Source organism: Steroidobacter flavus, from assembly GCF_042651805.1.
GTDB lineage: Bacteria > Pseudomonadota > Gammaproteobacteria > Steroidobacterales > Steroidobacteraceae > Steroidobacter > Steroidobacter flavus.
Genome location: NZ_JBHSDU010000015.1, coordinates 2,085,949 through 2,098,766, shown reverse-complemented (window position 1 = coordinate 2,098,766; position 12,818 = coordinate 2,085,949). Strand labels below are relative to the sequence as shown.

General features: G+C 62.0%; 11 protein-coding genes. 9 read left to right on the top strand and 2 right to left on the bottom strand.

From position 1 onward, the window contains the following. Positions 1–86: 86 nt before the first annotated feature. Entirely contained in the window at positions 87–1,001 is a 915-nt protein-coding gene (locus ACFPN2_RS36075) for an SDR family NAD(P)-dependent oxidoreductase (RefSeq protein ID WP_380605801.1), read from the top strand. Here the strand turns inward: ACFPN2_RS36075 and ACFPN2_RS36070 are convergent, their stop codons facing one another. After that, complete coding sequence (locus ACFPN2_RS36070) at positions 1,002–2,597, bottom strand: SMP-30/gluconolactonase/LRE family protein (protein ID WP_380605799.1); 1,596 nt, start codon at positions 2,595–2,597, stop codon at positions 1,002–1,004. 186 nt (positions 2,598–2,783) lie between these two features. On the opposite strand from ACFPN2_RS36070, the gene ACFPN2_RS36065 reads away from it, so the two are divergent. Further along, on the top strand, positions 2,784–3,860 hold the full coding sequence (locus ACFPN2_RS36065; protein ID WP_380605798.1) for an AraC family transcriptional regulator: 1,077 nt from the start codon (positions 2,784–2,786) through the stop codon (positions 3,858–3,860). A gap of 4 nt (positions 3,861–3,864) precedes the next feature. Here the strand turns inward: ACFPN2_RS36065 and ACFPN2_RS36060 are convergent, their stop codons facing one another. Further along, positions 3,865–4,959: an AraC family transcriptional regulator gene (locus tag ACFPN2_RS36060; RefSeq protein WP_380605797.1), complete on the bottom strand. Its 1,095-nt coding sequence runs from the start codon at positions 4,957–4,959 to the stop codon at positions 3,865–3,867. 188 nt (positions 4,960–5,147) lie between these two features. Between ACFPN2_RS36060 and ACFPN2_RS36055 the strand changes: the two genes are divergently transcribed. The 7 genes from ACFPN2_RS36055 to ACFPN2_RS36025 are packed head-to-tail and all read left to right on the top strand — an operon-like array spanning position 5,148 to position 12,653. Then, positions 5,148–6,284: an acyl-CoA dehydrogenase family protein gene (locus ACFPN2_RS36055; protein WP_380605795.1), complete on the top strand. Its 1,137-nt coding sequence runs from the start codon at positions 5,148–5,150 to the stop codon at positions 6,282–6,284. Then, on the top strand, positions 6,284–7,183 hold the full coding sequence (locus ACFPN2_RS36050) for an acyl-CoA dehydrogenase family protein (RefSeq protein WP_380605793.1): 900 nt from the start codon (positions 6,284–6,286) through the stop codon (positions 7,181–7,183). The genes ACFPN2_RS36055 and ACFPN2_RS36050 overlap by 1 nt, the downstream gene beginning before the upstream one ends. A 28-nt stretch (positions 7,184–7,211) precedes the next feature. Next, complete coding sequence (locus ACFPN2_RS36045) at positions 7,212–8,249, top strand: NAD(P)H-dependent amine dehydrogenase family protein (protein WP_380605791.1); 1,038 nt, start codon at positions 7,212–7,214, stop codon at positions 8,247–8,249. Beyond that, on the top strand, positions 8,246–9,571 hold the full coding sequence (locus ACFPN2_RS36040) for an MFS transporter (protein WP_380605789.1): 1,326 nt from the start codon (positions 8,246–8,248) through the stop codon (positions 9,569–9,571). Before ACFPN2_RS36045 ends, ACFPN2_RS36040 begins: the two co-directional genes overlap by 4 nt. A gap of 58 nt (positions 9,572–9,629) precedes the next feature. Next, positions 9,630–10,466: an acyl-CoA dehydrogenase family protein gene (locus tag ACFPN2_RS36035; RefSeq protein WP_380605787.1), complete on the top strand. Its 837-nt coding sequence runs from the start codon at positions 9,630–9,632 to the stop codon at positions 10,464–10,466. Between the two features lies 1 nt (position 10,467). Then, a complete protein-coding gene (locus ACFPN2_RS36030; protein ID WP_380605785.1) occupies positions 10,468–11,250 on the top strand; it encodes an SDR family NAD(P)-dependent oxidoreductase in 783 nt (260 codons plus the stop codon). Then, positions 11,247–12,653 carry an aromatic ring-hydroxylating oxygenase subunit alpha gene (locus ACFPN2_RS36025; RefSeq protein ID WP_380605784.1) on the top strand — a complete coding sequence of 469 codons (1,407 nt, stop codon included), beginning with the start codon at positions 11,247–11,249 and terminating at the stop codon, positions 12,651–12,653. The genes ACFPN2_RS36030 and ACFPN2_RS36025 overlap by 4 nt, the downstream gene beginning before the upstream one ends. Positions 12,654–12,818 lie beyond the last annotated feature (165 nt).

Sequence of the window (12,818 nt, the reverse complement as noted above, 5' to 3'; positions counted from 1 at the left end):
GCATCGAAGCGATAGCTCGAATCGCCTGAGCGGCGTTACAAAGCTTGCCCTTATCGACATAAGGCCCTAGTTGCGGGGATCTCTCCATGTCAGAACTCCGATTCGACGATCGCGTCGCTGTCATCACGGGCGCCGGTAGAGGCCTGGGCCGCGCTTACGCGTTGCTGCTCGCCGCGCGAGGCGCGAAGGTCGTCGTCAACGATCCGGGCGCCAGTCTGAAGGGCGATGGCGTCGACGGCGGTCCGGCACAGCAGGTCGTCCAGGAAATCCGGGCCGCTGGCGGCGAGGCAGTCGCGTGCACGAACTCGGTGGCGACGGTCGAGGGCGGTAAAGCCATCATCGGTACGGCGCTGGATCACTTCGGTCGCATCGATATCCTCATTCACAACGCGGGCATCGTTCGTCGCGCGTCGCTCAAAGAAATCACCTACGACGATTTTGAGCAGGTGCTCGACGTTCATCTACGCGGCGCATTTCACGTCGTCCGGCCCGCGTTTCCGTTGATGTGCAAGGCTGGCTACGGCCGCATCGTGCTTACGTCGTCGATCAACGGTCTGTACGGCAACAAGAACGTCGTGAACTACTGCGTGGCCAAGGCCGGCATCATCGGGCTGTCGAATGTCGCTGCATTGGAAGGCGCGGATGAAGGCGTGAAGTGCAATGTGATTTTGCCAGGCGCCGTGACGCGCATGGCTGAAGGCTTGGATACGAGCGCGTATCCGCCGATGGAGCCGGAGATGGTCGCGCCTGTCGTGGGTTGGCTGTCGCACGAATCGTGTTCCATCACCGGCGAGATCCTCAGCTCGATGGCGGGCCGCGCCGCACGAGCTTATGTCGCCGAATCGCCCGGTGTGTATCGCCCGACCTGGACGATCGAACAAGTCGCCGACAACATCGATGCCATCCGTAGCACCGATGCGCCGTTAGTATTTCCGCCGGTGCCCGCCGGCCATCTCGATCACATTCGTTACAGCTTCGGGATGGCCAAGGGCGCGAAATAATCAGGCCGGGCGCAGCGCCAGCACGCTGCCTTCAGCGTCCGCCGAAATATACAACGTGCCATCCGCGCCGGCGGCGATGCCGGCGAACGGGCCCATCGGCCCCGACAACGTGCCGACTGCTTTGAGCACCTTCGGCGTGACTCCATGCGGAGGGCCGACGGGCAGATCGTAGGCGAGCGTGCGACGATTGCCCGTGGCGAGGTTGTATTCGATCAATTCTTTGAGACCGGCATCAACGATGTAGAGCGAGTCGCCGCGCGCCAGGATGCCTTGCGGCTGGCGCAGATCGTCGAGTACGGTCACGGCGCGACCAGCGGACACCTTCACGACGCGACCGCCTGCGGATTCCGTGACGAAGCATGTGCCGTCGTTACTGACGGCTACGCCGGATGGGAGTTTCAATCCCGTCGCGAGTGTTTCAACGTTACCGGATTGCACCGAGAGCACGCGCCCCGTGCCTTGCTCGACAAAAATCACTGCACCTTTGGGCGCGATCGCCACACCGTAGAGCTGATCGAAGCCGCTGGCGAGTATTTGGTTCTCATGTTTCGCGGGCCAATGGCGCGCGACCTCGCCATTCGCGGTGGTGACGACGAACTCGCCGGGGCCGGCTGCAGCCACGCCGCGCGAGTAGCCGGGATATCCCGGCGTGAACAGGAAGCCGACCTGCTGTCGCGGCTGGCCCGGGCGAAGCGTGTAAGAGAACGGGCCATCGGCGACGTACACCGAGCCATCGGCATCCACTGCGAGCCCGAGCGGCCAGTTGAAGCCATCGGGCACGAGGTCGCGCGTTTGGCCGCCGTCAAGAATCTCGGTGACGTAGCCGGAGATGTTGGAAACAAACGTGCGCTTGCCGACGAAAGTAACGTTGTCGAGGCCGGGCGTGAGACTCGCCAGGACCGTCTTATCGCTGGTGCGCGGATCGACGCGTAGCACCTGGCCGCTGTGAACTTGCGTTGAAACGATTTGTCCCTGCGAGTCGAACTTCACCGAGTCGGGCACGCCAAGATCGCGCGCGACGATTTCAAACGCGCCGCCGTCGAGGCCGACGCGCCAGATTTCATTCGTGCCCATCACGGGGATGTACAGCTTGCCGTCCGGGCCCACGTCGAACGCGTTGGGCATCGGCACGTTGTCGAGAATCACGCGCGGCGCGCCGCCGTTCAGATCGAGCTCCATGATGCGGCCACCGACGCGACACTCGCCGGCGATGAGGCGACCGTTGTGGAAGGTAATGGGATTCGCGACCGGCATGTCGCCGGCGATGACGCGCGTCGTGCCATTGGGCGAGCGCATGCTGACCCGACCTTCGGTGATTTCGGTGGCGTACAGATTGCCCGCCGGATCGAACACCAGATCGTCTGGCGCGACGATGTCGCCGCCTTTGGGGCTGATCGCTTCCATGGCGCCCGTGGCGACATCGATCGCAGTGATCTGACTTCCGGATACCTGCGCAACGTAGATGCGCCCATCGGGCCCCGTGCGCAGTCCATTGGCACCGAACAGTCGGCTCGGCGGCGTGAGTCGTTGCAACGTCCAACCGCCGGCGGCGCGAGCGGGTTGCGAGGTCGTGTAGCGTCCGATTTGTGGCGACATGGGATTCGATAGGTGCAATGAGGGTGCGGCGAAAAAACCTATCTTTCCCGCGTTTTTCCGCAGTTTCAACACGTCGTTGCGGTCGGTTTTCGTGTCGTCCGGAGTCAAGAATGGGGTTCGGTGGCGGTGCTAACCTGAGAGTCTCGCGGCATGCCGCGGTCCAGATCAAACCCACGAGAGGTTTGCATGATGAAGCGGGGGAAGAGTGCGCGTGAGATGGACTCTCTGCGCGCGTTGATTCATGGCACCGCCATGGTGCGCGTTGGCGCGTTACGCGGCTTCAGAGAAGTCGTGAGCAGCCTGGGCGGCGATGCGGCGACGCTGTTCGCACAGGTCGGCATCGACCCGTCGTTGCTCGAGCAAGGCGACGCCGAAATTCAATACCGACAAATGATCGAGTTGTTCGAGGCGGCCGCGACTCAGCTGGCGTGCCCGGACTTCGGCATGCGGCTCGCAGCGGTTCAGGCGGCGCAGGGCGCGACGAAGGTGCTCGGTCCGCTCGAGGTGGCGATGCGCAATTCGCCGACGCTCGGGCATGCGTATCGATATTGCGCTGAGCATATTCATGCGTACAGCAGCGCGGCGCAGATTTGCTTCGAAAAGCTGACGGACGATTCCCGGATTTTCATGTTGTTCGAGGCGCTGCTGGTGGGCGGCGCGCATCAGCGGCAGTCCATCGAGCAGGCGTTGGCGCTGACTCAGCATGGGATTCATGCGACGAGCCGGGGTCATGCTCGTGCACGAGAGGTTTGGTTCACCCACGAGCCGCTGGCGCCGCTCGCGACGTATCGAGCGCACTTCAATGCGACGGTGCGGTTTGGGCAGAGCATGAATGGGCTGGTGTTCGACGAGCGGGATTTCAATATGCCGCTGCCGGATTCGGATCCACAGCTGTATGAGATGGCCACGAGTTTCATCGATCATCGGTTTCCGAGTTCTTCGATGCCGCTTCGAACTCGCGTTCGGATCAATATCGCCAGGTCGCTGGTCGAGGGGAATTGCACGCAGGAACACGTGGCGTCGGCGCTCGGCTTGCATCCTCGGACTCTTCAACGGCGGTTGCGTGAAGAGGGCGAGTCGTTTGAGTCCATCAAAGATTCGGTACGGCGGGATGTGGCGCTTCGTTACTTGCAGCAGCCCGATGTTTCTCTTGTGCGCGTGACTGAGATCCTTGGCTACTCAGAAACCTCTGTCCTTTCGCGCAGCTGCTTGCGTTGGTTCTGCGCCTCTCCTCGGGAACTGCGGGCGGAATTGAGCCGCTGACCTCTTACGCGCTCTCTTTCGTCTGCTCGTCACCACCGCCGTTGGGCAGGGCGCCCGAGCGAATCTGCCGAGGCGACACTCCAAACCAGCGATAACAGCTGCGCGACAGTGCCGACGTCTCCGAGTACCCGAGCAACTTTGCAATCCGACTCAGCGGCATCGTCGACTGCTTCAAGTGTCGAAGGGCCAGCTCCCTGCGCACCCGATCCTTAATCGATTCAACAGACGAACCCTCCAACCTCAACCGACGTTGAAGCGTACGCGGATGCATTCCAAGCAGCGTCGCAACGCCAGCGTGCGTGCAATCACCCTCGGCAAGTAAACGTTCGACAATGGTCCGTACCCGCGGCTCCAGCACAGCATCAGCGGAAGGAAACCGCTGCTCGATAAAATCCGTACTGAGCGCGTAAATCTGCGCATCAGGATTCGGAATCTCAACGTCGAGGTCAGACTCAGTGAACACGAGCCCATCCGCCGCCTGACCAAACCGCACATCCGCCCCGAAGTACTCTCGATACTTCGCGACCGAAGACAGCGGCTGATGCGCCATCCAAACCTCACGAGGCCGCACACGACCCTGTGTGATCTCGGCAGCAATGTCCTGAACCAACAGCAAAGCCCGCTCGACGCTTTGTGGATGCTGGGGCAGGCGAGGGAGCGAGATCTCGAGTTGGAAGAACAGCGAATCAGGCACCAGGTCCCGCCGGATTCGCATCTGAGAGGCGGTGCTGTAAACGTGCACGTGCTCGGCGCAGTAGCGAAACGCTTCGCGCAAGGTTCGCGAGTTGCGCATGGCGAACTCCAGCGGGCCGAGCACTTTGATACCACCCTGGGTGGTAGCGAGGCGCATGCCGAAGTCAGGACAGCGCAACTCCGCAGCCGCGTGTTCGAGGATCAGGACCAGCGAGCGGTAGGGCATCACCGCGTGGCGGTGATTCAGGATGGCAGGGTCGATCTGGACTTTCGCCAGCAGACTCTTGGGATCGCCGCCGAGCTTGAGCACAACGTCGACGAATTTGCGGAGCGCGTCGACGCGCACCATGGCGGTCCCGGTGTCGGGAAATTCGGCATCCATTGCAGCGTCGAGCTTTCTGTCCACGACTGTCCGCCCCTGTTCGGCAATCTCGACTGAGCATAGCCACGCGCCCGCGCCCGGACAATGCGACGCTGGAGCGCGACGGGCGATTTTGTCGTTCTGGGTGAGCGCGTTGCCGTGTGGAGTCAAGATATTGCGCGCGGCCAGCGGGTAACGTGGCCGATCATCAACCGTGACGAGCTCGAGACGGGATGGACTTCTCCTGGGACGATGAGCAGCGTGCTTTCCGCGCGACTGTTCGCGAATTTCTTGCGGCCCACCTGCCTGGCGATTGGGAGTCGTTGGCGCACGGTCCTGGCACCGACTGGCAGAGCACGTTCTCCAAGAAGTTCTGTGGCGAGTTGGCGGCCGCAGGCCTGCTGGTTCCGCATTGGCCGAAGCGCTGGGGCGGGCGCGAGGCCGATCCGTGGACGGCGTTCATTCTGGCCGAAGAAATGTGGGAGGCGGGCGAGCCGCGAGGCGGCCAGTACATGAATGTGAACTGGATCGGCCCGACATTGATGCGCTTCGGTTCCGAGGAGCAGCAACAGCGTTACATCCCGCCGATGGCTCAGGGTCAGACGCTGTGGTGCCAGGGATTTTCGGAGCCGGAAGCGGGCTCGGATCTCGCGTCATTGCGGACTCGCGCGGAGAAGGACGGCTCGACGTATCGAATCAACGGCCAGAAGATCTGGACGTCGTACGCAGGCCACGCGGATACGTGCTTCCTGCTCGCGCGAACATCGCCGGGCCGCAATGGCATTTCCATTTTCCTCCTGCCTATGGATACGCCGGGCATCACGGTGCGACAGATTCCGAGCGTGATCGGCGAGGGAGACATTCACGAAGTGTTCTTCGATGACGCGACCGTGCCGGCCACTTCGATGCTCGGCGAAGAGGGCAAAGGTTGGGAGGTCGTTCGCACGGCGCTGTCGCTCGAGCGCGTCGGCATTCCTCGCTTCGCGTTGGCCACACGCATGCTCCATCGCGCGGTCGATAAGTTGAAGCAAGCGGGGCGGTTCGGTGTTGGCGCGGTCGAGCAGGCGGCACGTGCGCGAGCGGCATGCGAATCTGCGCGTCTCTACAGTTACAGCATCGTCGATCAGAGACGACATGGGATCACGGTCGGGCCCGAAGCGAGCGTGGCTCGGTATGCAACGGTGCTGGCCGAACGATTGGTCGGCGATTTCGTTGTCGAGCATGTGCCCGAAGCGCTGGCCGGCGCGGATCAGCTGCTGCTCTCTCATCATCAGCGCGCCATCGTGGCGGGCATTGCGTCCGGGGCTGCGGAGATTCAGTTGAATTTGATTGCCAGCGATTTTCTCGGTTTGCCCAAGGAACCGCGCTGATGGATTTCCGACTCACATCCGATCAGGAATCGCTGGTCGAAGCGGTCGACAAACTGGCGCTGCAGTTCCAGCAGAAGCCCACCGAGTTTCATGGCTTCGCGCTGGTGGGCGATGAGCTCGACAGCGAGCTGCAGCAGGGCGAGTACTTCGATATCGCGCAGGTGCCCGAGTTCGGGCCGCTGACCGCTGCCATGGCGGTGGAACGGCTCGCGCGCCTGCCGTTTACGGCGGAGATCGCGCTGTCAATGCTCGTGCGGCCGCATCTTCCTGGTGACTTGCCGCGTCCGTTGGCGGTGATTGAGAACGGTCGGCCGGGGCGCTTTGTTACTACGGCCAAGACGTTGCTGGTGATTGAAGGCGAGCGGATCAGTGTCGCTCGGCCTTCGGCCGATGACGTTGAGCCGGTGGAATCGTTGTTTGCTTATCCCATGGGACGGCTGAAACGAACCATCGATCTGGAGCGTCTGTCGGATGCGGATGCGTATGCGGCTCGGAAGTGGTTGCGGGTCGCGCTTGCCGCGGAGATGAGTGGTTTGTTGAAAGCATCCATCGATTCGACGGTCGAGCATCTCACGTTGCGCAAACAGTTCGGTCGTCCGCTGGGCTCGTTCCAGGCGCTGAGACATCGAATGGCGGAGTGCGCTGTGATGGCAGGCGGTGTTCGGTGGCTCATGCTTAAAGCGGCCGGCACAGGCGATGACGGTGATGCGGCGTTGGCGGCTTCGCACGCGCAAGAGAGCGCGACACGCATTGTGTATGAGGTTCATCAGATGCTCGGGGCCATGGGCATGACGCTCGAGCATTCATTGCATTTGTGGACCTATCGACTGAAAGCGCTGTTGTCCGAATTGGGCGGGCGCGGCGGGCAGGCGAGTGCTGTTGCGAGACTGATGTTCTGATCTGAAATTTGAGGTGCTGAGAGGGATTATGAGAACAGCGCCCTACAAAGTCGTGCAGTGGGCCACCGGTAACATCGGGACGCGCTCGCTGCGATCGGTGATCGAGCATCCGAACATGCGGCTCGTCGGGCTGTATGTTCATTCCAAGGAAAAGGCGGGTCGCGACGCGGGCGAGCTGTGCGGGCTCGCGCCGGTCGGCGTCAAGGCCACGAACTCTATCGATGACGTTCTTGCGCTCAAGCCGGACTGCGTGCTCTACATGCAGCAGGGCGCCAACATCGATGATCTTTGTCGATTGCTGGCCTCTGGGGCGAATGTGGTCACTACGCGGGTGGAGTTTCATGATCCGCTCACGCTCGACTTGGGTGTCAGGCAGCGGCTTGAAGAGGCTTGCAAGATTGGTGGTACGTCCTTGCACAGCACGGGTAGCAGCCCGGGATTCATTACCGAGGCGCTGCCGATTGTGTTGTTGTCGCTGCAGCGGAGGCTCGATGGATTGACCATCAACGAGTTTGCTGATGTGTCGAGTCGCAACTCGCCGGATATGTTGTTCAAGGTCATGGGCTTCGGGCAGCCGCCCGCCGTGCTCAACCAGCACATCCTTGCTGAAGTGAAAGTCGGATTCGCGAATTCGTTTCGCGCGCTGGCCAATGCGATTGCGATGCCGCTCGATAGTGTGGAGATCGAGGGTGAGTGCGCGACGGTGCGGAATTCGACGCGTATCGCGGCGGGCGTGATTGAGAAGGGAACGGTCGGTGCGCTGAGAATCACGGTGTCGGGGATGAGGCAGGGGCGTGCGTTGATGCGCATGCGGCTGAATTGGTACTGCAGCCGAGATATCGAGGAGTCTTGGGATCTGCGCGAGAGCGGGTGGCATGTGGTGGTGGAAGGGGATGTGCCGCTGGATGTGTCGATTCGCTATCCGATCGCGATCGAGAAGTACGCGCAGATGACGCCGGGTTTGACTGCGCATCGCGCGGTGAACGCGGTGCCGGTTGTGTGTGAGGCTCTGCCAGGAATTCGAACGACGGCGGAGTTGTCACAGGTCGTTACGCAGCTCGGATGAGTAAGGAGCCCGACGCCGCCGTGCGTGCAGCCTCGCCGCCTTCGGCGGCGGCTGCGGACAGTTCTGCGCTGTCCGAGTGGCGCGAGCATTGGCCAATGGTCATTGCCGCCATGGCCGGGCTCTCGTTCGCGACGGTCGCGGTCTACTCCATGGGCTTGTTCATGGAACCGCTCAGCCACGAATTCGGCTGGACCCGCGCGCAAATGTCGCTGGGCCTCTCCATCGTCGCGCTATTCGCCGTGCCTTTGTCCCCGTTCGCCGGCGCATTGATCGACCGCTGGGGATCGCGGCGGCTGGGCATTCCGGGAATCATCCTCAGTGCAATCGCATTCGCCGGCTTCAGCCTGGCGACGGGGTCGCTCACGCAGTGGTATGTGCTGTGGGTGTGCTATGCCATCGTTGCTATCGCCATCAAGACGACGGTGTGGACCGCCGCCGTCTCAAGCGTATTTCAATCGAGCCGTGCATTGGCACTAGCCGTCGTACTCAGTGGCGCGGCCATTTCGCAAACGATCACGCCGCTGATCGCGCAGTGGCTCATCGATGGTTACGGTTGGCGGCAGGCGTTTCTGTGGATGGGGCTCGGATGGGGCAGTGTCGTGCTCATTCTGCTGCTACCGTTCTTCTTCGACGCGCGCGATCACGAACGCCGCACTCCGTCCGCATCAAACAATCGAGCCGCACTCAGCGGTCTCACATTGGCCGAAGGCATACGCGACCCGGCCCTGCTGAGAATCGCCGCCGCGTTGTTCATCACATCGTTCCTCGGCGTCGCAGTGACTGTGCACAAGGTCCCGATCCTCACGCAGACCGGCCTGACGCGTGAAGTCGCCGCGCAGATCGCGGCATCGGCGGGAATCGCGGGTATCACAGGCAAGCTGCTCACCGGCTGGATGATGGACCGATGGCAGAGCGGATGGATCGGCGGCATCTGCCTGTCGCTGCCTGCGCTCGCATGTTTGCTATTGCTGGATCCGATTCGCACACCGACGCTCATCGTCGCGTCGATGATGATCTTCGGCTACTCCGCGGGCGCGTATCTGCAAATCTGCACGTATCTCACGACGCGTTACGGCGGCTTGCGTCACTTTGGCAAGATCTTCGGCATCATGGCCGGCCTGATGGCGCTCGCGACCGGCGTCGGGCCCATCGTGGCGGGCGCGCTGTACGATCACTTTGGTAACTACACCGTGCTGCTGCTCGCGGGCATTCCCATCGGGCTGCTCAGCGGCTGGCTGGTGGCCGGCCTCGGGCCGTATCCGACGTGGCAACCCGTTGATATCGCGGGCTGTCGTGCGGTGTCAAAGCCCCGTCCTGACTGATCAATACACCCCGGGCCTCGCACGATAGCTTCACGCCATCTCATGGCGAGGCAGATCTGTGGAGGCTGAGTCCCGCTATCACCCCGGCGCCGATGTGTTGGCGCTCGTCGCGAGCCTCGAGGACATCGGCATGGTCGGGATGGGCGTCAGTGGAGCGCGATGTGGCAGCGGTTTCGGAGCCGCCGAGGAGGCGTTGATCGTCGTCGGGTTGGGACGACGGTTGGCGGCACCGGCGCTGCTCGCGACCATCGGCGCACTGCATGCTCGCATCGACTTGAATGAGCGACGAGTCGCGGCCGCGTACCGTCGTGGCGAGCGCATCGTCATTGTCGAAGATCCGCTCGCCGATCTGGTCCTGGTGCGCGATCGCGATTTCGCCGCGCTGTACGAGTTGAAAGATCCCAGCGCCAGCGTCGATCACCATCTGTGGCTCGCGCATCTGCGTAGCACGACCAACTTGGGTGAGCCCCTGGCGCGTTTCGATTCAGCCCAGCAGCTTCGATTGCGTCTCATCGATGCCGCCGCATTGGCAGGCATCGCCGAAGCGACGCTCGATATGAGCGTTGCGCGAGTCGGCAGCTTCGAGACAGTCAGGCAGCACTGCACGAACATGGCGATCGCCGCGCGCTGTGCTCGCGATCAAGTGAGCTTCGCGGCCGTGGCGATCGACGAAGAACGAGAAGACGCGGCGTTACAAGTCGACAGCGCGCTGTTTGTTGCCGGCTCGGCCGCGCTGGAGAACGCGGCGAAGAATGTTCAGATCCACGGCGGCGCGCCGGTCGGAGCTCAGCCTGATCCGCAACTTTATTTAGAGCGTGCGCAACTGTTGGTAGCCATCGCCGGCGGGCTGGATGCCACCGATCGACGCGTCGCGAACACGAAGGTCAGCGATTGATATGCAAGTGGCGATTGTCACAGGTGCGAGTAGCGGCATCGGTTTTGGTACAGCAGTGAAGTTGGCCGAGATGGGCATGGCTGTGCTCGGCGTCGGGCGCGACGAGAAGAAGCTGGAGCAACTGGCCCAGGCGATCAACGCACCGGATCGCGTCGCGACGCTCGCGGTGGATCTCACGCAGGACGATGCGCCCAAGCGAGTCGTCGAGATGGCGCTAGCTCGGTGGGGACAGATCGACTTCCTGATCAACAACGCCGGCGTCGGCAGTCCCAAGCCTCTGCACGAAACCGATGACGCCTCGCTCGACTATTTTCTCGGGCTGATGCTGCGTGCACCGTTTCGTCTGGCGCGCGACGTGTTGCCTCACATGAAGCCGGGCTCGGCGATCATCAATGTAACATCGACGTTCGCCATGATCGGCGGCCGACGAGGCGGCGCGTATTCGGCGGCGAAAGGCGGCTTGACTGCGCTGACCATGCACATCGCCTGTCAGTACGGAGCGCAGGGCATTCGTTGCAATGCTGTGGCTCCGGGCGTAACGGTGACGCCGATGACCGAAGGCCGTCTCGACGATCCGGTGTTCAAGCGGATCAATGTGGAGATGACGCCGCATCAGCGCCTCGGCCGGGTCGAAGACATCGCCAGCACCATCGCCTTTCTGTGCTCGCCAGGCGGCAGTTTCATCAACGGCCAGACCATCGTCGTCGACGGCGGCTGGAGCTCGACCAAATATCTGTCCGAGTTCGCTCTCACTTCGCAGTGGCTACCGGGGAAAGCACAATGAGTGTCGCACCGCTGAGCAAACCATCGACGTCGAGCGGCAGCACGGAGTGGCCGCCGAGCTGGCGGACCATGCCTCACGGCATCAGCGTCGGTCGCTACATCGATCCTGGCTTTCTGAAGCTGGAGTTCGATAAGTTGTGGAGCCGCACGTGGCAGGCTGCCGCGCGACTCGATGAGCTTCCGGAAACGGGCGACTTCACCGTCTACAACATCGGCGATCAGTCGGTGCTGTTGGTGCGCGCCGACGAGTCCACCGTGAAGGCGTATCACAACGTTTGTCCGCATCGAGGCACGGCGCTCGGCGAGGGCTGCGGCAAGCTCGAGCACTCACAGATCATTTGCCCGTTCCACGGCTGGCGCTGGAACCTGCAGGGTGAGAACCAGTTCGTGCTGGAGCGCCAGGAGTTTCGCGGCGGTCAGCTGCAGAACAGCGATGTCGCGCTCAAGCAGGTGAAGGTCGCGGTGTGGGCCGGGTTCGTGTTCATCAACTTCGATCGTAACGCTCAGCCGTTCGAAGAGTTCATCGCGCCGGTGAAGGACATCGTCGAAGGGCTCGCGATCAAGGACATGCACCACTACTGGTGGAAGTCGATTCCGGTGCCGGCCAATTGGAAGGTGGCGCAGGAAGCGTTCTTCGAAGCGTTCCACGTGCCGATGACCCATCCGCAGCTGGAGAAGGGCGGAGCGGAAGTGGTGCGCGGTCTGCGCGATCAGGCTGAGTTCACGCATAGTTACGTCGCGTATGAAACCTATTCGCACGGACACGGTCGCTTCTACGGCGGCAAGAAGACGCCGATGGCCGGTCACATCAACAAGCAGCAACAGCAGGGCGATCCGCTGGAGGACATGGCCAATCGGTTGATGCTGCTGGTCGATGGCATGGACGCGATGGTGTTGAAGGAGGATGTCGAAGTGCTCCGGTCTTTGCGCGGCAAGCCGATTCCGGAAGGCTCATCGCTCGGCGGCGAGTATGTGAAGGCGCTTTATACGAAGGCTGCGATGGAACAGCGGCCGATGCCCAAGCCTGTGCCCGAAATTCTCGGCATGTGGGGCGGCGAAGTATTTATCTTTCCGAATCTGATGATCCTGCCGCAGGCGGGCAACGCGATGATCTATCGCGTGCTGCCGGACCCGGTCGATCCGGACCTGTGCACGTTCGAGATTTATTCAACCAAAACATATCCAGCGGCGGCCAAGCTGACGCGTCCGTCGGTCGATCCTGTCACCGATCTGCACGATCCGGAGCAGCTGCGACTCATCCCGCGTCAGGATCTCGGCAACATTCCTCGCATCCAGAAGGGATTGCACTCGCGCGCCATGCGACAGACCTGGCTGGCGGTGGAGCAGGAGAAGTTGATCCTGAACATGCATCAGGAGCTGGATCGGTATCTGACCGCGGAATGATAAGGGCCTGTGAACACTCATTGGATGGGCTGCGTTGCGCCTCCAATCGCCTGCAGCAAGGCGCAAAGCGCAGCCCATATGTTGATATGGGCAAGCTTTGTAACGCAGCGGCAGGCGATTCGAGGCGCAACCCATACAATGAATAAATATCCTCATATGGGACGA

What these genes read in the sequence shown, in the direction of transcription:
- ACFPN2_RS36030 (WP_380605785.1), top strand. Translation starts at nt 10,468, where the DNA reads ATGCAAGTGGCGATTGTCACAGGTGCGAGTAGCGGCATCGGTTTTGGT.
- ACFPN2_RS36065 (WP_380605798.1), top strand. Translation starts at nt 2,784, where the DNA reads ATGATGAAGCGGGGGAAGAGTGCGCGTGAGATGGACTCTCTGCGCGCG.
- ACFPN2_RS36050 (WP_380605793.1), top strand. Translation starts at nt 6,284, where the DNA reads ATGGATTTCCGACTCACATCCGATCAGGAATCGCTGGTCGAAGCGGTC.
- ACFPN2_RS36070 (WP_380605799.1), bottom strand. Translation starts at nt 2,597, where the DNA reads ATGTCGCCACAAATCGGACGCTACACGACCTCGCAACCCGCTCGCGCC.
- ACFPN2_RS36075 (WP_380605801.1), top strand. Translation starts at nt 87, where the DNA reads ATGTCAGAACTCCGATTCGACGATCGCGTCGCTGTCATCACGGGCGCC.
- ACFPN2_RS36045 (WP_380605791.1), top strand. Translation starts at nt 7,212, where the DNA reads ATGAGAACAGCGCCCTACAAAGTCGTGCAGTGGGCCACCGGTAACATC.
- ACFPN2_RS36040 (WP_380605789.1), top strand. Translation starts at nt 8,246, where the DNA reads ATGAGTAAGGAGCCCGACGCCGCCGTGCGTGCAGCCTCGCCGCCTTCG.
- ACFPN2_RS36025 (WP_380605784.1), top strand. Translation starts at nt 11,247, where the DNA reads ATGAGTGTCGCACCGCTGAGCAAACCATCGACGTCGAGCGGCAGCACG.
- ACFPN2_RS36055 (WP_380605795.1), top strand. Translation starts at nt 5,148, where the DNA reads ATGGACTTCTCCTGGGACGATGAGCAGCGTGCTTTCCGCGCGACTGTT.